14 protein-coding genes are annotated in these 20,756 nt (G+C 74.2%); 11 read left to right on the plus strand and 3 right to left on the minus strand.

The genetic code is table 11. The features are described from left to right. Nucleotides 1-156 precede the first annotated feature (156 nt). From M8I34_RS35695 to M8I34_RS35710, 4 genes are read left to right on the plus strand one after another with little or no spacing between them, the layout of a single operon-like run. On the plus strand, nt 157-1,284 hold the full coding sequence (locus M8I34_RS35695) for a glycosyltransferase family 1 protein (protein WP_250056916.1): 1,128 nt from the start codon (nt 157-159) through the stop codon (nt 1,282-1,284). Beyond that, entirely contained in the window at nt 1,281-2,510 is a 1,230-nt protein-coding gene (locus tag M8I34_RS35700) for a glycosyltransferase (protein WP_250056918.1), read from the plus strand. Before M8I34_RS35695 ends, M8I34_RS35700 begins: the two co-directional genes overlap by 4 nt. A 35-nt stretch (nt 2,511-2,545) precedes the next feature. Next, nucleotides 2,546-3,466 carry an SGNH/GDSL hydrolase family protein gene (locus M8I34_RS35705; RefSeq protein WP_250056971.1) on the plus strand — a complete coding sequence of 307 codons (921 nt, stop codon included), beginning with the start codon at nt 2,546-2,548 and terminating at the stop codon, nt 3,464-3,466. After that, nucleotides 3,463-7,077, plus strand: a complete 3,615-nt coding sequence (locus tag M8I34_RS35710; protein ID WP_250056920.1) for a hydantoinase B/oxoprolinase family protein — start codon at nt 3,463-3,465, stop codon at nt 7,075-7,077. The genes M8I34_RS35705 and M8I34_RS35710 overlap by 4 nt, the downstream gene beginning before the upstream one ends. Before the next feature lie 109 nt (nt 7,078-7,186). Here the strand turns inward: M8I34_RS35710 and M8I34_RS35715 are convergent, their stop codons facing one another. Genes M8I34_RS35715 through M8I34_RS35725 form a run of 3 tightly spaced genes read right to left on the minus strand, consistent with a single transcriptional unit; the run spans nt 7,187 to nt 9,446 of the window. Then, nucleotides 7,187-8,050, minus strand: coding sequence for a biotin-dependent carboxyltransferase family protein (locus M8I34_RS35715; RefSeq protein WP_250056922.1), 864 nt, complete (start codon nt 8,048-8,050; stop codon nt 7,187-7,189). Further along, entirely contained in the window at nt 8,050-8,670 is a 621-nt protein-coding gene (gene pxpB, locus M8I34_RS35720; RefSeq protein WP_250056924.1) for a 5-oxoprolinase subunit PxpB, read from the minus strand. Before pxpB ends, M8I34_RS35715 begins: the two co-directional genes overlap by 1 nt. Then, entirely contained in the window at nt 8,667-9,446 is a 780-nt protein-coding gene (locus M8I34_RS35725; RefSeq protein WP_250056926.1) for a LamB/YcsF family protein, read from the minus strand. The genes pxpB and M8I34_RS35725 overlap by 4 nt, the downstream gene beginning before the upstream one ends. A 306-nt stretch (nt 9,447-9,752) precedes the next feature. On the opposite strand from M8I34_RS35725, the gene M8I34_RS35730 reads away from it, so the two are divergent. The 7 genes from M8I34_RS35730 to M8I34_RS35760 all read left to right on the plus strand — a co-directional run bounded on the left by M8I34_RS35730 (nt 9,753) and on the right by M8I34_RS35760 (nt 20,692). Beyond that, a complete protein-coding gene (locus M8I34_RS35730) occupies nt 9,753-10,496 on the plus strand; it encodes a GntR family transcriptional regulator (RefSeq protein ID WP_250056928.1) in 744 nt (247 codons plus the stop codon). A gap of 173 nt (nt 10,497-10,669) precedes the next feature. Continuing rightward, nucleotides 10,670-11,380, plus strand: coding sequence for a DUF969 domain-containing protein (locus M8I34_RS35735; protein WP_244416255.1), 711 nt, complete (start codon nt 10,670-10,672; stop codon nt 11,378-11,380). Continuing rightward, a complete protein-coding gene (locus M8I34_RS35740) occupies nt 11,377-12,345 on the plus strand; it encodes a DUF979 domain-containing protein (RefSeq protein ID WP_250056930.1) in 969 nt (322 codons plus the stop codon). The genes M8I34_RS35735 and M8I34_RS35740 overlap by 4 nt, the downstream gene beginning before the upstream one ends. Nucleotides 12,346-12,441: 96 nt before the next feature. Then, on the plus strand, nt 12,442-13,086 hold the full coding sequence (gene pcp, locus M8I34_RS35745; RefSeq protein ID WP_250056932.1) for a pyroglutamyl-peptidase I: 645 nt from the start codon (nt 12,442-12,444) through the stop codon (nt 13,084-13,086). 169 nt (nt 13,087-13,255) lie between these two features. Beyond that, nucleotides 13,256-14,779 (plus strand): hypothetical protein, encoded by a 1,524-nt coding sequence (locus M8I34_RS35750; protein WP_374211030.1) that lies wholly within the window; start codon nt 13,256-13,258, stop codon nt 14,777-14,779. 136 nt (nt 14,780-14,915) lie between these two features. Beyond that, nucleotides 14,916-15,848: a hypothetical protein gene (locus M8I34_RS35755; protein ID WP_244416259.1), complete on the plus strand. Its 933-nt coding sequence runs from the start codon at nt 14,916-14,918 to the stop codon at nt 15,846-15,848. 149 nt (nt 15,849-15,997) lie between these two features. Further along, entirely contained in the window at nt 15,998-20,692 is a 4,695-nt protein-coding gene (locus M8I34_RS35760; protein WP_250056936.1) for a hypothetical protein, read from the plus strand. Nucleotides 20,693-20,756: the final 64 nt, after the last annotated feature.

Here is a 20,756-nt window from a genome sequence, read left to right on the forward strand (position 1 = left end):
CGCGCAGCGGACCGGCCCGCCGCAGGCGCAACGGCGAGCAACAACTAAGGCGGGACAGCCGAAAACGTGGGGCCAAAGGCAAAGCGCAGCGGAACGTTCCCCGGTAGGAAAGATCCCCTTGGTCCCCTCCACGCACGGTGCGCCGAGAACAGCGGTATGCGTGTCGTCCTCGTCACCGAATCCTTCCCGCCCGATGTCAACGGCGTCTCCCACTGCGCCCTGGAAACCGCCCGGCATCTCGTCCGGCGCGGCCACGATCCGCTCGTCATCGCACCGCTCGGTGGCGCTGCGCCGGCCGCCGGTACGTACGAGAGCCCCTGCCCCGTCGTCCGTGTGCCCTCCATGCCGCTGCCCGGTTACCCGCAGGTGCGGATCGCGCTGCCCGGACGCCGGCTGTCCGCGGCGCTCGACGGGCACCGCCCCGATCTCGTGCACCTCGCCAGCCCCTTCGTCCTCGGGGCCCGGGGCATGGCGGCCGCCGCCCGCCGCCAGGTGCCCGCGATCGCCGTCTACCAGACCGATCTGGGCCGCTACGCCCGCACCTACCTCGGCGGCGGCGCGGCCGCGGCCTGGCGCCGTATCCGGGCGGTGCACGCCGCCGCCGACCGCACCCTGGCGCCCTCCAGCGCGGCGCTGCTGGACCTGACCGAGCACGGTGTGCCGCGGGTGCATCTGTGGCCGCGCGGCGTCGACTCCGAGCGGTTCCACCCCGGGCGGCGCGACGCGGTGCTGCGCAGTTCGCTGACCGCGGGGCGGGAGTTGCTGGTGGGGTATATGGGACGGCTCGCGCCGGAGAAGGACGTCCGGCTGCTGGCCGAGACCTCGCGGCTGCCGGGCGTACGCACCGTCGTCATCGGCGAGGGGCCCAGTGCCGCCGGGCTGCGCACCGCGCTGCCGGAGGCCCGCTTCCTCGGCCGCCGGACCGGGGACGAACTCGCCCGGCTCTACGCCTCGCTGGACGTATTCGTCCACACCGGGCCGTACGAGACGTTCTGCCAGACGGTGCAGGAGGCGATGGCCTCCGGTGTGCCGGTGGTGGCGCCGCGGGCGGGCGGTCCGCTCGACCTGGTGGACCACGGCCGTACGGGGCTGCTGGTGACGCCGGGCGACGGCGGTGCGTTCCGGGACGCGGTACGCCTGCTCGCGGGCAGCGCCGACCTGCGGGTCCGGTACGGTGCCGCGGCCCGCAGAGCCGTGGCGGACCGCACCTGGGCGGCGGTCGGCGACCAGCTCCTGGGCCACTACGAGGCCGTGCTCAGCGGCCGGACGGCGGTGGCGGCATGAACGCGCGGCGCACCACCGGGGCGGGCCTGCGGATCGTCCGGATCGCCAACTTCGTCACCCCGGCCTCCGGCGGTCTGCGCACCGCGCTGCGTGAACTGGGCGCGGGCTACCGGGCCGCCGGGCACGAGCCGGTGCTCATCGTCCCCGGACCGCCGGGGACGGGCGGGACGGCCGGCCTGCGCGACGAAGTCACCGCGCAGGGGCGGGTGATCACCGTGCCGGGTCCTGAGCTGCCGGGCAGCGGCGGCTACCGCCTGCTGACCGACCGCCGCCGGCTCCAGCGGCTGCTGGACTCGCTGGCCCCCGACCGGCTGGAGGTCTCCGACCGGACGACGCTGCGCTGGACGGGGCAGTGGGCGCGCCGGGCGCGGGTGCCCGCGGTGATGGTCTCGCACGAGAGCGTCGACGGGGTGCTGCGCACCTGGGGCGTACCGCGGCCGCTGGCCCGCGCCGCCGCGGACCGGCTCAACCTCCGTACGGCGCACGCCTACAGCCGCGTCGTGTGCACCACCGACTGGGCGGCGGCGGAGTTCACCCGGGCCGGTGTGCGCAATGTGGTGCGCGCTCCGCTCGGTGTCGATCTCGTCGCCTGGCACCCGGACTGCCGCAGCGCGGAGCTGCGACGGCGCTGGGCGGGCCGGGCGGAGGTCCTGCTGCTGCTCTGCTCCCGGCTGTCGCAGGAGAAGCGTCCCGGGCGGGCCCTGGACGCACTGGCGGAGCTGCGGCGCCGCGGGATCGACGCGACGCTGGTGGTGGCCGGTGACGGGCCGCTGCGCGCACGGCTGGAGGCCCGGGCGCGGTCCGAGCGGCTGCCCGCGGCGTTCCTCGGACATCTCGCCGACCGGTCCCGGCTCGCCGCGTTGCAGGCCGGTGCCGACGTCGCACTGGCGCCCGGCCCGGCCGAGACCTTCGGGCTGGCCGCCTTGGAGGCGCTCGCCTGCGGCACGCCGGTGGTCGCCAGTGCGGCCTCGGCGCTGGCGGGTCTCGTCGGCAGCGGCGGTGACACGGCGCTCGACGACGGGCCTTCGTTCGCCGATGCCGTTCAGCGGGTCCTGGCCCGGCCCGAGCCCGCCCGGCGGGCCGCCGCCCGCCGTCGTGCCGAGGGCTACGGCTGGCAGCCCGCCGTCGATGCCTTCCTCGCGGCGCACGACGCGCCCGCACCGCTCGGCAGGCCGGTCGCCGCCACGTCCTGGCCGTCCCCGGCCGGCCCGCTGGGCGGGTGGTGACGGTGGGATCCGAGGGAGCGGTGATACCGGAGCAGGTGCCGGGCGGCGGCGGTGGCCCGGCTCCGGCCCGCTTTGTCGCGCTCGGCGATTCGCTCACCGTGGGCCTGGGCGACCCCGTACCGGGCGGCGGCTGGCGGGGCTGGGCGGCCCTGCTCGCCGGGACGCTGGGCGAGCGTCCCGGCGGTGTGGAGCTGGTGAACCTGGCGCGGAGCGGGGCACTGGCGGCGGAGCTGGCCGAGCGGCAACTGCCCGTGGCGCGGGAGCTCGCACCGCGCTTCGCGTCGTTGGTCGTCGGGGCGAACGACACCCTGCGTGCGGCCTTCGCCATCGAGCGGGTCGCGGCCGCACTGGACCGGGCGCACGGTGCGCTGAGCGCCGACGGGGCCGTGGTGCTGACGGCGTGTCTGCCCGATCCGGGCCGGATGCTGGGGCTGCCCGCGCCGCTGGCCCGCCCGCTGGCCCGCCGGATGCGCGCCGTGAACACCGTCGTCCATGCGGTGTCCGCCCGCTACCAGGGCGTGCATCTGCACCTCGCCGAGCACCCCTGGGTCGCCGAACGGGCCTCCTGGAGCGTGGACCGGCTGCACCCCGCCGAGCGCGGCCACCGGCTGCTGGCCCGCGGCTTCCACACGGCGCTCGCCGCCGCCGGCGTGGGCGTCGGACCGCCGCCCGCGCTCACCCTCGACGGTCCGCCGCCGACCCGCGCCGGATCCGCCCGGTGGATGGCGACCCGCGGCACCCGCTGGGTCGCCGACCGCTGCACGGATCTGCTGCCCGGTCTGCTCGGCCTGGCGCTCCAGGAGTGCCGGCACGGTCTGGCCGGATCCGGGCGGCTGCTGGACGACGCGGCCGAGCGGGCCACCCGCGGTGCGCTCGCCGCCCTGGCCGAACCGGACGGTGACCCGGCGCGGACAGCCCCTGCGATGGTGAAGGGCGCTGCGACAATGACAGGATGACCGGACGCTGGGAGTTCTGGATCGACCGCGGTGGCACGTTCACGGACGTCGTCGGCAGGCGACCGGACGGGCGGCTGGTCACCGGCAAGCTGCTCTCGCACCATCCGGAGCGCTACCGGGACGCCGCGGTGGCCGGTATCCGGATGATGCTGGGGCTCGGCCCGGACGAACCGGTGCCCGCCGAGCGGGTCTCCGTCGTCAAGATGGGCACCACCGTCGCCACCAACGCCCTGCTGGAGCGCAAGGGCGAACCGACCGTGCTGCTGACCACCGAAGGATTCCGGGACGCGCTGCGGATCGCCTACCAGAACCGGCCGCGGATCTTCGACCGCCGGATCGTGCTGCCCGAAGCGCTCTACGACCGGGTGATCGAGGTACCGGAGCGGATCGGCGCCCAGGGCGAGCTCGTCCGGCCGCTGGACGTGGACGAGGTCCGCCGGGCGCTGATCCAGGCCCGCGCGGACGGCCTGCGCAGCGCCGCCGTCGTCCTGCTGCACGGCTACCGCCATGCCGAGCACGAGCGGGCCGTCGCCGAGCTGGCCGGACGGGCCGGCTTCGCCCAGGTCAGCTGCTCGCACGAGGTCAGCCCGCTGATGAAGCTGGTGCCGCGCGGCGACACCACCGTCGTCGACGCCTATCTCTCCCCGATCCTGGGCCGGTACGTCGACGAGATCGCCGCCCAACTCCCCGGCATCCGGCTGATGTTCATGCAGTCCAACGGCGGACTGCGGCAGGCCGCACACTTCCGCGGCAAGGACGCGGTGCTGTCCGGTCCCGCGGGCGGCGTCGTCGGCATGGTCCGTACGGCTGCCGAGGCGGGCGGCGGCCACGACCGGGTGATCGGCTTCGACATGGGCGGCACGTCCACCGATGTGTCGCACTACGCCGGGGAGTTCGAGCGGGTCTTCGGCAACGAGGTCGCGGGCGTGCGGATGCGCGCCCCCATGATGAACATCCACACCGTCGCGGCCGGCGGCGGCTCCGTGCTCCACTTCGACGGCCGCCGCTACCGGGTCGGCCCCGACTCGGCCGGCGCGGACCCGGGACCGGCCTGCTACCGGCGCGGCGGACCGCTCACCGTCACGGACGCCAATGTGATGCTCGGCCGCATCCAGCCCGCCCATTTCCCCGCGGTGTTCGGGCCGGACGGCGACGAGCTGCTGGACGCCGGCATCGTGCGCACCCGCTTCGCGGAGCTGGCCGCGCGGGCCGCCGCCGAGACCGGCGACGACCGCGGCCCCGAGGAGGTCGCGGCCGGCTTCCTCGACATCGCGGTGCTCAACATGGCCAACGCCGTCAAGAAGATCTCCGTCCAGCGCGGCCACGACATCACCCGCTACGTCCTGACCAGCTTCGGCGGAGCCGGCGGTCAGCACGCCTGCGGGGTCGCCGACGCGCTGGGCATCGACACGGTGCTCGTCCCGCCGCTGGCCGGGGTGCTCTCGGCGTACGGCATCGGGGTCGCCGACGCCACCGCGATGCGCGAGCAGGCCGTCGAGGCGGAGTTCACCGACCCCGACGCCGTCGGCCGGGTGCACGAGGTGTGCGAGGCCCTCGCCGGACAGACCCGGCGCGAACTCCTCGACGACGGGGTGCCGGACGAGTCGGTCAGCACTCGGGCCCGGGTGCTGATCCGCTACGCCGGGACCGACTCCACCATCGGCGTCCCGCTGGCCGACGCCGAGACCATGACCGCGGAATTCGTCCGGGCACACCGCGAGCGCTACGCCTTCACCATGGACAAACCCCTGGTGGCCGAGGCGGTGTCGGTCGAGGCGCTGGGCGCGGCCGGCGGCGCGGGCGGCTACGAGGCGCCGTCCGGCGGCGGCGAAGGGGAGCCGGCGCCCGCCGCCACGGTCCGGATGTACGCGGGCGGCCGCTGGCAGGACACCGGCCTCTACCGCCGCACGGACCTGCGCCCCGGCGACACCCTCACCGGCCCGGCCGTCATCGCCGAGGAGGACGCGACCACGGTCCTGGACCCGGACTGGCAGGCGGCCATGGGCGAGGGCGGGCACCTCCTGCTGACCCGGGCCCGGCCGCGCACCGACCGGGTCGCGGTCGGCACCGAAGCCGACCCGGTGATGCTGGAGGTCTTCAACAGCCTCTTCATGGCCATCGCCGAGCAGATGGGCGTCCGCCTGGAGAACACCGCGCACTCCGTCAACATCAAGGAGCGCCTCGACTTCTCCTGTGCCCTCTTCGACGCCGACGGCAATCTGATCGCCAACGCCCCGCACATCCCCGTGCACCTGGGCTCGATGGGGGAGTCCATCAAGGAGGTGCTGCGGCGCCGCGCCGGCGAGATGCGGCCGGGCGATGTGTATGCGATCAACGACCCGTACCACGGGGGCACCCACCTCCCGGACGTCACCGTCGTCACTCCCGTCTTCGACACCGAGGGGGCCGAGCTGCTGTTTCTGGTCGCCTCCCGCGGCCACCACGCCGAGATCGGCGGCATCACCCCGGGCTCGATGCCCGCCTTCAGCCGCACCATCCAGGAGGAGGGCATCCTCTTCGACAACTGGCTGCTGGTGCGGGACGGCGAGCTGCGCGAGGACGCGACCCGCGAGCTGCTCGCCGCCGGCCCGTACCCCTCCCGTGCACCGGACGCGAACCTCGCCGACCTGCGCGCCCAGATCGCCGCCAACGAGAAGGGCATCCAGGAACTGCGGCGGATGACCGAGCAGTTCGGGCTGGATGTCGTCCAGGCCTACATGGGGCACGTCCAGGACAACGCCGAGGAATCGGTCCGGCGGATCATCGCGCGGTTGTCGGACGGCAGCTGCCGCTACGAGACCGACAGCGGGGCCGAGATCCATGTCGCGCTGACCGTCGACCGTGCCGCCCGCGGCGCCGTACTGGACTTCGCCGGCACCTCGCCCCAGCAGCCCGGCAATGCCAATGCGCCCAGCTCGGTGGTGATGGCGGCCGTCCTGTACGTCTTCCGCACCCTGGTCGCCGACGACATCCCGCTCAACAGCGGCTGCCTCAAGCCCGTCGAGGTCCGTATCCCGGAGGGCTCGATGCTCGCCCCCGTCTTTCCGGCGGCCACCGTCGCGGGCAATGTGGAGACCTCCCAGGCGGTCACCGGCGCGCTCTACGCCGCGCTCGGCGTCCAGGCCGAGGGCTCCGGCACCATGAACAACGTCACCTTCGGCAACGACCGGGTGCAGTACTACGAGACCGTCGCCAGCGGTTCGGGCGCCGGTGACGGCTTCGACGGCGCGGACGCCGTCCAGACCCATATGACCAACTCCCGGCTGACCGACCCCGAAGTGCTGGAGTGGCGCTACCCCGTCCGCGTCGACAGCTTCGCCATCCGCTCCGGCAGCGGCGGTACGGGCCGCTGGCACGGCGGCTGCGGTGTCGAGCGCCGGCTGCGCTTCCTGGAGCCGATGACCGTGGCCCTGCTGACCAACCACCGCCGGGTCGCGCCGTACGGCATGGCGGGCGGCGCCCCCGGTGCGCTGGGCGCCAACTCCATCGAACGGGCCGACGGTTCGCGCGAGGAACTGGCGGGCTGCGACGCGGCGGATGTCGGCGTGGACGATGTGCTGGTGCTGCGCACACCGGGCGGCGGAGGTTACGGGGCGCCGGAGGGCGGCTGACGGCCGCCCGGCGTCCCAGAGGGGCGCGGGGAACTGCGCGACCGGCCACGACGCAGCCGCAGCCGCACGACGGCACCTCGCGGCACTTCCCGGCAGCCCCGCGGACCGCTCACCGCATGCGGAGAAAGCGGACCGGCGTCCCCGGTACCGCCTGGGCCGCGGGGGCCAGGTAGCGCTCGGGGACGACGCCGATGACCGGATAGCCGCCGGTCGTGGGGTGGTCGTGGAGGAAGAGCACCGGCAGCCCGTTGGGCGGGACCTGGAGGGCGCCCAGCGGCATGCCCTCGCTGGGCAGTTCGCCGGTCCGGGCGCGCTCCAGGGGCGGGCCTTCGGTGCGCAGGCCGATGCGGTTGCTGGCCGGGGAGACCCGGAAGCGGCCGGTGGCGAGGGTGTGCAGACCGGCGTCGGTGAACCAGGCGTCGCGGGGGCCGGGCAGGAACGGCAGGAGGAGCTCCGTCGCCGGACCGGTGTGCGGGACCGCGTCGGCGGTGGCCGGCGGGCCGTGGGGCTCGCCCAGGGGAAGGACCGCGCCATCGGTGAGCGGGTCGGGGCCCAGACCGGACAGCAGATCGGCGGCGCGGCTGCCGAGGACCGGTTCGGTGTCGATGCCCCCGGCGAAGGCGAGATGGGAGCGCAGACCGTGGGTGGCGGGACCCGCGTCCAGGACGGCGCCCGCCGGGACGCGGACCGGGGCGCCCCAGGGGGCGGGGCGGCCGTCGACGGTCACCGGGCAGGGCGCGCCCGTGACGGCGACGGTGGTGGCCGTACGGACCCGCAGGGCGCAGCCCGTGAGCGTGGTCTCCAGTGTGGCGGCGGACTCGGGGTTGCCGACCAGGCGGTTGGCGAGGCGGTGCGCCGGCTCGTCGAGGGCGCCGGCCCGCGGCACACCGAGGTGGGCGTGGCCGGGCCTGCCGAGATCCTGGACGGTGGTGAGCGCACCGGCCCGGACGACCGAGAAGGCGCGGTCGGTCATCAGGCGGTCTCCTGCGGGACGAAGCGGACACGGGTGCCGGGCGTGAGCAGCGCCGCCGGTTCGCGGCGCGGGTCCCACAGGACGGTGTCGGTGGTGCCGATCAGCTGCCAGCCGCCGGGGGAGGAGCGCGGGTAGACACCGGTGTACGGGCCGGCCAGGGCGACCGAGCCGACCGGGACCTTCGTACGGGGCGTGTCCCGGCGCGGTACGTGCAGCGGCTCGGGCAGTCCGGTCAGATAGCCGAAGCCGGGGGCGAAGCCGCAGAAGGCGACATGGAACTCCGTGGCGGAGTGCCGCCGCACCACGTCCTCGGGGGTGATGTCCCACAGGGCGGCCACATCGGCGAGGTCGGGGCCGTCGTAGCGGACCGGGATCTCCACGGCGGGCCGGTCGCCGGCGGTGAGCGGCGGGATGTCCCAGGCGGCGAGTTCGGCGATGAGCCCGCGGGGGTCGGCGAGGCCGTCGAGGAGCACCGTACGGGCGGCCGGGACGATCTCGCGCACCGGCGGCAGGGCGCCGTCGGCGGCCCGGCGCAGCAATTCGGCGTGCAGCGCCTCGACCTCCTCGGCGCTGTCCAGCTCGATGAGCAGGCCGTGTTCACCGACCGGCAGCGGCCTCATGCGAAGCTCCGGATGTGCACCCCGGCCGCGGCCAGTTCGGACCGTACGCGCAGGGCGAGGTCCGCGGCGCCGGGGGTGTCGCCGTGCAGACACAGCGAGCGGGCCGTGATGCCGACGTGCCGGCCGTCGTGCGAGGTGACGGTGCGGTCGCGGGCCATGCCGAGGGCGCGTTTGACCACCTCGTCGGCGTCGTGGATCACCGCGCCCGGTTCACGGCGCGGCACCAGAGTGCCTTCGGCCGTGTAGGCGCGGTCGGCGAACGCCTCACCGACGACGGGGAGGTGGGCCCGCTGTGCGGCCTCGTGCAGCCGGGAGCCGGGGAGGCCGAGGACCGGCAGGCTGCCGCCGGCGGCGCTGATGCCGTCGATGACGGCAGCGGCCTGCTCCTCGTCGTGGACGCAGCGGTTGTAGAGCGCGCCATGGGGTTTGACGTAGCCGACGCGGGCACCGGCGGCGCGCGCGAAGACCTCCAACGCGCCGATCTGGTAGGTGATCTCGGCGGACAGCTCGTCCGGCGGTACGTCCATCGCGCGGCGGCCGAAGCCGGCCAGGTCGCGGTAGGAGACCTGGGCACCGATGACCACGCCGCGCTCGGCGGCCAGTTCGCACACCCTGCGCATCGTGGCCGGGTCACCGGCGTGGAAGCCGCAGGCGACATTGGCGCTGGTGACGACGGAGAGCAGGGCCTCGTCGTCGGTGAGCTGCCAGCGGCCGAAGCCTTCCCCGAGGTCGGCGTTGAGGTCGATGACGGAAGGGGTCTCCGGGCCGTCGCTCATGTGTATCCGTTCGAGAGGTGCTCGGTGCCGGGTGGGAGTGCGGGGTGCGCCGGCCGCTTCGGGGGCGGGGTGGGCGGGGGCTTCCGCACCGGCCGGCCCGTATCCGTAGTGGCTCTCCCCCAAGGGCAACTCGAGCCGACCGGCATGGACGACAACGTAGAGGATCGTTGAACGATCCGACAAGAGGTGGGCTGTATCCGGGAGAGGATGCGTTGTTTTGTTCCCCCATCTGGGATTGACTTTCGCTCACACGACACCGGGGCGGCCTCGACTGCCGCCCGGTACGGCGCGAGAGCGGGGAGCGGTATGGCGGGCGGCGCGGCGAAGAACGATCAGTGGCGGCTCACCGAGGTCGCGGGCCTCGAAGGGGACCGCGCTCTGCTGGGGCGCTCCAGCACGGCCGAGCGGGTGGCCGACATCCTGCGCGACCGGATCACCGAGGGCTACTTCCCGCCCGGCGCCCGGCTCTCGGAGGAGAGCATCGGCGGTGCGCTGGGCGTCTCGCGCAACACCCTGCGGGAGGCGTTCCGGCTGCTGACGCACGAGCGGCTGCTGGTGCACGAGCTCAACCGCGGGGTGTTCGTCCGGATGGTGACGGTCGAGGATCTCGAGGACATCTACCGGGTGCGGATGCTCGTGGAGTGTGCGGCGGTGCGGGGGCTGGGGCAGGGGCCCTACGGCCCCGGTGTGACCGCGGCCGTCGCGGCGATCGAGGCCGCCGTGGAGGCCGGCGAGGCCGCCTCGGGGGACCGGGAGTGGCAGGCGCTCTCGACGGCCAACATCCGTTTCCATCAGGGCGTCGTGGCCCTGGCGGGCAGTCCGCGCACGGATGAGCTGATGCGGGCGGTGCTCGCCGAGCTCCGGCTGGTCTTCCATGTCATGGCCGACCCCCGGCGCTTCCATGCGCCCTATTTGACCCGTAATCGCCAGATTGTCGAGGCGCTACAGGCGGGTGACGCCCCCGAAGCCGAACGGCTGCTGCTGTCCTACCTGGAGGACTCGCGCAGCCAGTTGTCGGGAGCGTACGCGCAGCGCATCGCGGAGGGGTGAGGCCCGCGGTGTGAGCCGTCGCGGGGAGCGCGCGGGCTTGCGCCGCGGGGGTGGCTTGAGATCCGTCCGCGCACACCCCTTGTCGGATCGTTGAACAATCGCCTAGCCTCCGCTGCAATCTCTTCATCTCCTTGTGGGCCCCGTGGGGTCCCCCGTACGCGGAAGGCGGATCCATGATCGTGCTCCTCGGCGTGCTCGTGGTCGTGATCGGCTTCGCCACGAAACGCAATCCCCTGCTGGTCGTGGGGGTGGCCGGCATCGCGACCGGCCTCCTCGGAGGGCTGTCGCCGGGAAAGGTGCTCGCCGCGTTCGGCGATGGCTTCGCCGGCAGCCGGGCGGTGACGATCTTCGCGATCACCCTCCCGGTCATCGGCCTCCTGGAGCGCTACGGCCTCCAGGAGCAGGCCCGTAACCTCATCGCCCGGTTCGCCAAGCTCACCACCGGACGTTTCCTGGCGCTCTACCTCGGTCTGCGGCAGATCGGCGCCGCGGTCGGGCTGACCAATGTCTTCGGCCACGCCCAGACCGTCCGCCCGCTCGCCGTCCCGATGGCCGAGGGCGCGGCCGAGCGCAAATACGGCGAACTCCCGGACCGGACACGGGAGAAGGTCAGGTCGTTCTCCGCCAGCGCGGACAACATCGGCCTCTTCTTCGGGGAGGACGTCTTCCTCGCCGTCGGCTCGATCCTGCTGATCACCGGCTTCGTCAACACCACCTACGGCACCCACCTCGAACCGCTCCAGCTCGCGCTGTGGGCGATCCCCACCGCCCTGTGCGCCTTCGTGGTCCACGGCTGGCGACTGCTGCGCCTGGACCGCCAGTTGGAACGCGAACTGCTCACCGCCCACGTCCACAACACCGCCGCAGTGGAGGCCGCCCAGTGATCAAGGCAGAGTGGTTCTACTGGCTGGTGGGCCTCAGCTTCCTGGTGATGGCCTCTCAAATGGTCACCGACCGCAGCAACCCCAAGCGCTTCGGCACCGGAGCCTTCTGGGGCCTGATCGGCGCCGGCTTCATCTACAGCAGCTGGGTCGTCACCAAGCAGGCACCGGCCGAGCCGCTGGGCGCCGCGGTGCTGGTCATGGCCTGTCTGGCGGGCTTCGGCTTCACCGGGCGCGGCACCCCGCGCACCACCACCCCCGAACAGCGCACCGCCAGCGCCGCCAAGCTCGGCAACAAGCTGTTCGTCCCGGCGCTCACCATCCCGGCCGTCGCCATGGCCTGCGCCATCGGCGTCAAGCACCTGTCCTTCGGGGGCGAGCCGGTCCTCCAGGAGGGCAGCGAAACCATCCTGGGCCTGGGGATCGGTGCCGTCGTCGCCCTCGTCGTCGGCATGATCATGCTCCGCGAGAAGCGGATCTCCGTGCCCGTGCAGTCCGGCCGCTCCATGCTGGAGGCGATGGGCTGGGCCATGCTGCTGCCCCAGATGCTGGCCACGCTGGGCGCCATCTTCCAGGTCTCCGGCGTCGGCGACCAGGTCGGCAAGATCGCCACCTCCGTACTCCCCGAGGACTCGCTCTACGTCGCGGTCGTCGTCTACTGCGTGGGCATGTTCGTGTTCACCATGATCATGGGCAATGCCTTCGCCGCCTTCCCCGTGATGACCGCGGCCGTCGGCTGGCCGGTCCTCATAGGCCACTTCGACGGCAACCCCGCCGCCGTCCTGGCCATCGGCATGCTCGCCGGATTCTGCGGCACCCTCGTGACCCCCATGGCCGCCAACTTCAACATCGTTCCGGCGGCCCTGCTGGAACTGAAGGACCAGTACGGGCCCATCAAGGCGCAGCTGCCCACTGCGGGCGTCCTGCTGGGCTGCAATATCTTGATCATGGCGCTGTTCGCCTTCTGAGCCGGCTCCGGGCACAGGTGCCGCACTCCACGGCACCGTGCCCCCGACCCTGTTCGCTTCCCCCACCACCGGACGCATCGCACCAAGGATGACCGTATGACCCGGGTACTGCTGACCGGATTTGCACCCTTCGACGGCGAATCCACCAATCCCTCCTGGCAGGCGGTACGCGCCGCCGCGGACGAACCGCCCACCGGCATCGAGGCCTTCGCCGTCGAGCTGCCCTGCGTCTACGGAGCGTCGGTGGCGGTGCTGCGCGCCGCGATCGAGGAGACCCGCCCCGGGATAGTGCTGTGCGTCGGCCAGGCGGGCGGCCGCCCCGACATCACCGTCGAACGCCTCGCCGTCAACGTCGACGACGCCCGGATCCCGGATGTCTCGGGCGCCGAACCGGTCGACGAGGCGATCGTGCCCGGCGGCCCCGCCGCGTACTTCTCCACCCTGCCGATCAAGGCCTGTGTGGCGGCCGTGCGCGCCGCCGGGCTGCCCGCCTCTGTCTCCAACACCGCGGGCACCTTCGTCTGCAACCACGTCTTCTACGGCCTCGCCCACCTCATCGCCACCGAACTGCCCGACCTGCGCGGCGGCTTCGTCCACGTCCCCTACGCACCGGAGCAGGTCGTCGACCGCGCCCAGCCGTCGCTGCCGGTCGGTGCGGTCGCCAGGGCCCTGCGCGAGATCGCGGTCACCGCCGCGCACACCCGCACCGACCTGCGCGTCGCCGGCGGGGCCACCCATTGAGACCGGCACCGGCGCCCACGGGACCTGGCGGCCGGCCGCCGCGGGCCACGCCGTAGACTGACGCGCCGGTCCGGCGAGTGGCCCGTCAACGGTTCCACCAGCGGTTCCACCCATGAGCGGATCCGCGCCGTTTCGTCCGTTGTCAGTGCGAGCGCCTACTCTGTGCGACGTGACTTTCTCCGCCCCGGGGGCCGCTGCGCCCCAGCTCAACGGCCCGAACCGGCCCGCGCCGGGCCCGGCCGCCGATGAAGGCCTGGCCCGTCGGCTGCGCGCCCTCGCGTGCACCGCGCCGCTGCACGACCTCGACGTGCGCAAGGCCAACCTCACGGGCGAGTACGGGATCTACGCCATGGCGGAGGTGGCGCTCGCCGTCATCGACCTCGTCACCCTCAACATGGACTTCGACACCGGCGCCGACCACGAGGAGATAGTGGCGAAGGTGCTCCCGCGGGTCGCCGCCCAGGCTCCCCGCCGTCCCACGGGTGAGCACGAGCGGGTGGCCCGCTGGGTGCTGGAGAACCTGATCAACGTCGGCAGCGTGGACCGCGGCTTCCGTGCCGTCTACGGCACCTTCGACACCGAAGGCCAGTACGTCCGCCGCGACTACGACTTCAAGCTCATCGAGGAGGTCCCCGGCGCCGGCGGCAGCGTCTTCCTGCGGGCCACCGACGAAGCCGTCAACGTCCTGGTCGGCGCGCTCGACACGGACGTCACCAGCGCCCAGATCGCCGCCGAGGTCAAGCTGGAGGTGCTGATCAACCGCGGTCGGCTGGCCGACGCCCAGCTCGCCGCCGAGCAGGCCCGCTACCGCACCGTGCAGTACGCCGAGACGCTGCGCAGGACCCTGGACGCCACCCGCCGCAACGTCCGCGCCGTGGACTGGCTGGAGACCGTCCCGGACATGATCAACGAGGCGCTGGACCACGTCGCGGACCGCTACCGCCACGAGAACGCCATCCTCACGAACATCCGCAAGGCCCGGGACGAGACCGAGGAGCCCGAGCACAAGCGTCGCGCCGCCGAGCTCGTCGACATCGTCAAGGACTGCATCCGCCGCCACACCCAGCTCCAGTCCCGGCTGCTGGAGGCCGGACCGCTCTTCCGTGCCGAGCAGGACCGGCAGGCCTTCGCCACCCCCGCCGCCCGCTCCGGACTCGACCTGTACGGCCAGCTCGTCGCCCCGCTGCTGCCGCTCCCCGCCGAGCAGGCCATCCGCGTCACCGACGCCTTCTTCGCCAAGGGCACGGGCCTGCGCACCCCCTCGGCCGTGCGCATAGGGGATCTCGTCGAGGTGCTGCTCACCCCGCCCATGGAGCGCGAGCACCTCGGCGCCGAGATGCCCGAGCCCGACCTGGTGGCGACGCCCGACGACAGCCGCTTCAGCGAGGCGCAGCTCGACTCCGCGATGGCGCTGCTCGACCTGCCCGCCGACGCACCCCGCAGGCTCTCCGGACTGCTCGCCGAGGCGCGCCGCGGCGACCCCGAACTCCCCTACCTCGTCGCCCTGCTGGCGGTACACGCCGCCAGCCCGCCGGTCGGCACGGCCTACCGCCAGGGCGAACAGCAGCTGCTGTTCGCCGTGGACGACGGCACGGAGCTGATAGATCCCGAGTTCGGCGGCGCCGACCTCATCGTCGGCACGGCTCTGCTGGACTCCGCCGGGATGGCAGCGGACCGTTCGGAGGTGGCGTGATGTCCCGCGCCCGGGAGCGGCGGCCGGCGAACGGTGCGGCGCGCCCGGTCCGGCCGGGCCCCGGCGCGCCCGGCGGCCGCCCGCCGTCGTGCCGGCCAGAGATTTCCGAGACCGTCCCCCGCAAGGAGCTAGTTCCGTGACCCAGTACGACGAGGCACCGCAGCCGGACCTGGCGTCCGGGGCCGGTGAACCGGGCTGGGGCGCGCCCACCGCCGAAGCCGAGCCGGCCGCGGCGGGGCCGGCGCCCCTGACCCCGGCCGATGCCGCCGACGCCGCACGGCTGGTCTCCTTCGGCCTCCAGCCCAAGCTGCTGCCCGCCCGTGACGCCGAATACGGCGAACTGCTGCGCCGCTATCGCGACGAGCCCGCGTTCGCCCGCCTCGCCGACGCCGTCGCCACGGGCCTCGGCCTGGTCGTCCTGGAGGTCTCCACCCGCGCCGGGATGGCCGTCACCGCCGACGAGGATTCCGTCTTCGCCGTACGGATGGGCGACTACGCGCGTCGCGCCTCCGCCGACTCCGCCGACCGCTTCCTGCACGGCCTGGCCCATCTCGCCGTCGCCGCACTGGCCTTCCCGCGCCCCGAAGACCTCGCCGACGACGGCTATATCGGCCGGATCACCGTCAACGGCGTGGACGCCTTCGTCCGGCAGGCCTGCCGCCGGCTGGAGGAGCGCGCCGAGCAGGAGGGCGAGAACACCGACCCGGCCACGGACGCCCCCGGCCTGGAGTCCGCCTGGCGCATCTACGCGCGGCGCAGCGCGACCGGCGCCACCAAGGACGCCCGGCGGCTGGCCGGCTCGACCACCGGCATCATCGCCAAGGCCGTCACGTTCCTCGTCGACTCCGGCTTTCTCCAGCGCACCGGCGACGACGCCGGCGGCGCCTACCGCACCACCGCCCGCTATCAGCTCCAGGTCCGCGACATGGCCGGCAGCGCCGCCATGGCCGAGCTGCTGGAGCTGGGCATCGTCCCCGTCGCCGACGGCAGCGCCGCGCTGCTGCCGGGCGAGGAGACCGATGACCTCGAGCTGGTTTCCGATGCCGGACTGCCCTTCCACTCCGGCTGACGGGGCGGCCTTTCGACCGCTGACTGATCCGACCGAGCCGCTACCGACCGCTGACTGATCCGACCGACTGCCCCCGACCGACCGTTCCGATCACCCGCCACCGACCACCGGCCACCACCCCCTTCCCGCCACAACAACGAGAGTCCGCCATGTACGAGCTGTCCCGGGTCCGCCTCTACTCCATCGGGCCCGCCGGTGCGCGCTATGCCGACACCGTGCTGGACCTGCGCGGAGTCGGCGCGCCCGTGCCCCAACCGGCCCCGGCCCAGGCGGACTTCTTCGAGGACGAACCGGTCGGCCCGCCGCGCCGTCCGGCGCCCGCGGGCGTGCTCTTCCTGGAGAACGGCGGCGGCAAGTCCGTCCTGCTCAAGCTGATCTTCTCGGTGATGCTGCCCGGCCACCGCAACACCCTCGGCGGCGCCAGCTCCGGCGTGCTGCGCAAGTTCCTGCTCGCCGACGACTGCGGCCATGTCGCCCTGGAGTGGCAGCACGTCCTCACCGGCGAGAGCGTGGTCGTCGGCAAGGTCAGCGAATGGCGCGGCCGGCAGGTCTCCAACGACCCGCGGAAGTTCGCCGAGGCCTGGTACAGCTTCCGCCCCGGCCCCGGTATGAGCCTGGACTCCCTCCCCGTCGCCGAGGCCACCGTCGTCCGCCCCCGCCAGGAGAGCGGTGAGGGCGGCTCCGGCGCCCAGGGCCGCCGGCGCACGATGAAGGGCTTCCGCGACGTCCTCACCGAGGCCGGGAAGAGCTACCCCAACCTGGACGTCGTCTGGGAAGAGATCCACGAACGCTGGAACGAACACCTCGGCGAACTCGGACTGGACCCCGAACTCTTCCGCTACCAGCGGGAGATGAACGCGGACGAGGGCGAGGCGGCCGGTCTGTTCGCGGTGAAGAACGACTCGGACTTCACCGACCTGCTGCTGCGCGCCGTCACGGACACCCGGGACACCGACGGTCTCGCCGACCTGGTGCACGGCTTCGCCCACAAGCTCGGCCGGCGCGCCGAGCTCACCGCCGAGCGGGACTTCACCGCCGGCTCCCTCGACCTGCTCTCCCGTATCGCCGACGCCGCCGAGCAGCGCGAACGCGCCCGCGAGGTGCATGCGGGCGCCGAACGCCGCACCCGCGGCCTCGCCCAGCGGCTGTACGCCCGCGGCACCGAAGAGCGCGGCCGCGCCGCCGAGCTGGCCGAAGAGGTCGCCGCCGCGGCCCACCGCGTCACCGACGCCGAGCGCGTCCGTGAGCGCCGCTCCCTGGTCTCCGCCGAACTCGCCTACCGGCATGCCTCGCTGGCGCTGGCCGCCGCCGAGAAGGGCGCCGCCGCCCAGCGCCGTGAGCTGAACGACGCCCGTACGCTGCACAGCGCCTGGCAGGCCGCCGAGACCGCGCTGCGCCACCGCGCCGCCGCCGACCGCTCCGCCCGGGTCGCCGCCGCGATCCGTGAGGCCGAGCGGGATGCCGCCCCCGCGCTCGCCGCACGGGCCACCGCCGCCGCCGACCTCGTACGCGCCCTGCATACGGCCGCCGAGGCCGGTGAGCGGGTCGCCAACGAGGAGGAGGAGCGCTCCGCCGCCCTCCAGGAGACCGGGGAATCCGCGCACCGCGACGCCACCACGTCCGCCACCCACGCCCAGCGCGCCCGCAGCGAGGCCGACCACCTCAAGCAGCGGCTGGCGGAGGTCACCGAGGAGACCGCCGAAGCCGTCCGGGCCGGCTGGCTGGACGACAGCGCCCCCGACGCCGACCCGGCCCGTGCCGCGCTCGCCGCTTCGGACGCGGAGAAGACCGCCGTCGAGGCCTGGGACTCGGCCCGTGAGACCGCCCGGCAGGCCACCGACCGCGCCCGCGAGGCCACCGCCCGGCACTCCGCCGCCGAACTCGCGGCGGCCCGCGCCGAGGACGCCGCGCAGGCCGCGGGGCACGCCTACGACGCCGAGCGCCGGGCCGCCGAGTCCATCGGCGCCGAGCAGCGGCTCGCCGACCTCCTCGGACTCCCGCAGTCCGAGACCAAGTCCCTCGGCGTGCCCGGCCCCCGTACGGCCACGCCCGGCACGGACCCGGTCGCCGCGCGCCGTCCCGTCGCCGGCCCGCTCACCGCCGAGGAGCTGGACCGCAACGCCGACGAGCTGCACGAGCTGCTGGAGGAGGGCGTCGCCGCCGCCGAACGGCAGCTGTTCGACCTGCGCACGGCCGCCGCCGACGACGCCCGCATCCTCGGCGCGCTGGGCGACGGCGGACTGCTGCCCCCGGGCCCCGATGTGCTGGCCGCCGTGGAGTACCTCGGCGAGCACGGCGTCCCCGCGCTGCCCGGCTGGCGCTATCTCGCCCAGTCCGTCGACCCCGCCGACCACACCCGGGTGCTCGCCGCCCGCCCCGAGCTGGTCGACGGCGTGATCATCACGGATCCGGAAACCCATGCACGGGCCCGCGAGGTGCTCGCCCAGGCCGCGCTGCTGCCGCGTTCGGCCGTCGCGGTCGGTACTGCCGCCGCGCTGCTCGCGCCCACGCCCGCCCCTGATGAGCGGGACTCCGGCGCCTACGGCGTTTTCCTCGTCACGCCGAACCCGGCGATGCACGACGAGTCCGCCGCCGACGAGGAGCGCCAGGCGCTGCGGGCGCGCGCCATAGAGCGTGACGAGGAGATCCGGGCACTGGCCGCCCGGCTCTCCGGGGACCGTGCGCTGGCCGCCCGGCTCGGATCGTGGCGGGCGGGCTGCCCGGCCGGCCGGCTCGGTGAACTGGCCGCCGCCGCGGACGAGACCCGTACGGCGGCGGACGAGGCCGCCGCCGAGCTGGCCGAGGCCCGTGCCGCCCGCGCCGAGACCGATGAGGTCGCGGCCGAGGCCACCCGGGTGCGGGACGAGCGCCAGGAGACCGCACAGCGCGCCCGCCGCGCCGCCGACCTGCTGGCCGGGCTCGCCCACCGGCTGCGGGAGCGTGCCTCCTGGCAGTCCCGGATGCGGGAACTCGCCGATGAAGCAGCCGAGTTCGAGGCGCGCGCCGAGGAGTGCGTGGACCGCGCGCGGGCCGCCGACGAGGACCGCAGGGCCGCCCAGCGCGCCGCCGACGACGCTCACCGCACCGCCCGCGCGCTGCGCGCCGAGCGCGCCGAGATCGCCGGTGTGCCGGACGACCTGGGGGAGGCCCCCGAGGGCGCGAGCTCCTCGCTGCCCGCGCTGCGCGAGGCCTACCGCGCCGCCTCCCAGCTCTACGAGAAGGTCGGCGTCGGCGCCGATCTGCGCGCCGAACAGGCACGTGCCGAGGGCGACGAGAGCGCCGCCCTGGCCGAGCTGAACCGCCTCACCAACAAGGTCCGCACCCGCGCCGAGGCGCTGCTGGAGAGCCCGGACGCCGCCGACGGCCCGTCCCGGCAGGCCGCCGCGGGCCGTGCCGAATCGCTGGTGCAGATGCTGGAGACCCGCGCCTCGGCCGCCAGCGAACAGCTCGGCCGGCTGCGCGGTGAGGCCGAGCGCCTCGCCCCCGCCGACGGCGAGGCACACACCGAGCTGCCCGACGAGCTGGTGCCCAAGGACGCGGACCGAGCCAAGGAGCTGCTGCGCACCGCGGCCGGCGAACTGGCCACCACCACCGAGGCGTTGGAGACCGCCCGCGAGCGGCACGAGGAGCTGCTGCGCGGCCACCGCGCCGCCGAGGACGCCGCCGGCGGCTTCGACGAGACCGCCGCCCTGCTGCGCGATCTGCTCCGCGACCACCAGGACGCCGAGGATGCCGCCGACGGACAGACCGAGCCGTACGCCGGGCGGGTGGAGGACGCCCGGCAGGCGGCCGCCGAGTCCCGCCGTTCGCTGCGCGGCTGTGCCGCCGACCTCTCCACCGCCGAGTCCGCGGTGCGCGAGGCGAGCGACATCCTCGTACGGCACGCCAACTCCACCCGCTACGAACAGGTCCGTACCCCCGCCCGGCAGCAGATCCGCGAACTGCCCGCCGCGGCCCTGCCGGACCATGCGGCCAAGTGGGCGGAGGCCTTCGCGCCCCGGCTGCGGGTGCTCACCGACGAGTTGGAGCAGCTGGAGCGCAACCGCGACTCCATCGTCGACCGGCTGCGCGGGCTTGTCGAGTCGTCGCTGACCACCCTGCGCTCCGCCCAGCGGCTGTCCCGGCTGCCGGAGGGGCTGGGGGAGTGGTCGGGACAGGAGTTCCTGCGGATCCGCTTCGAGGACCCCGACCAGGCCACGCTCGCCGAGCGGCTCGGCGAGGTGATCGACGAGGCGACCCGTGCGGCCGTCAAGAAGAACAGCGATCTGCGGCGGGACGGGATGTCCCTGCTGCTGCGCGGGGTCAGCGCGGCGCTGCTGCCGCGCGGTGTGGCGGTGGAGATCCTCAAGCCGGATGCGGTGCTGCGCGCCGAGCGGGTGCCGGTCGGGCAGATGGGCGATGTCTTCTCCGGCGGCCAGCTGCTGACCGCCGCCATCGCGCTGTACTGCACGATGGCGGCGCTGCGCAGCAACGACCGGGGCCGCGACAAGCAGCGGCACGCCGGCACGTTGTTCCTGGACAACCCCATCGGCCGTGCCAACGCGACCTATCTGCTGGAGTTGCAGCGCGCCGTCGCCGACGCGCTGGGCGTCCAGCTGCTGTACACCACCGGCCTCTTCGACACCACGGCGCTCGCCGAGTTCCCGCTGGTCATCCGGCTGCGGAACGACGCGGACCTGCGGGCGGGCCTGAAGTACATCAGCGTGGAGGAGCATCTGCGACCGGGCCTGCCGCAGCCGGACCCGTCCGGCGAGGCGGTGCACGGGCAGATCACGGCCACGCGGATGTACCGCCGCCCCGAGGACCCGGCTCCGCAGGAGCAGTCGGACGACGCCGCCGGGTGACCGGCGTGGCGGGAGGCCTGCGGGCCGGGCCGGGGAGGAGCCGGGGAAGCCCGGGGCGGAGCCG

It is taken from the genome of Streptomyces sp. MCA2, from assembly GCF_023544705.1.
Lineage (GTDB): Bacteria > Actinomycetota > Actinomycetes > Streptomycetales > Streptomycetaceae > Streptomyces > Streptomyces decoyicus.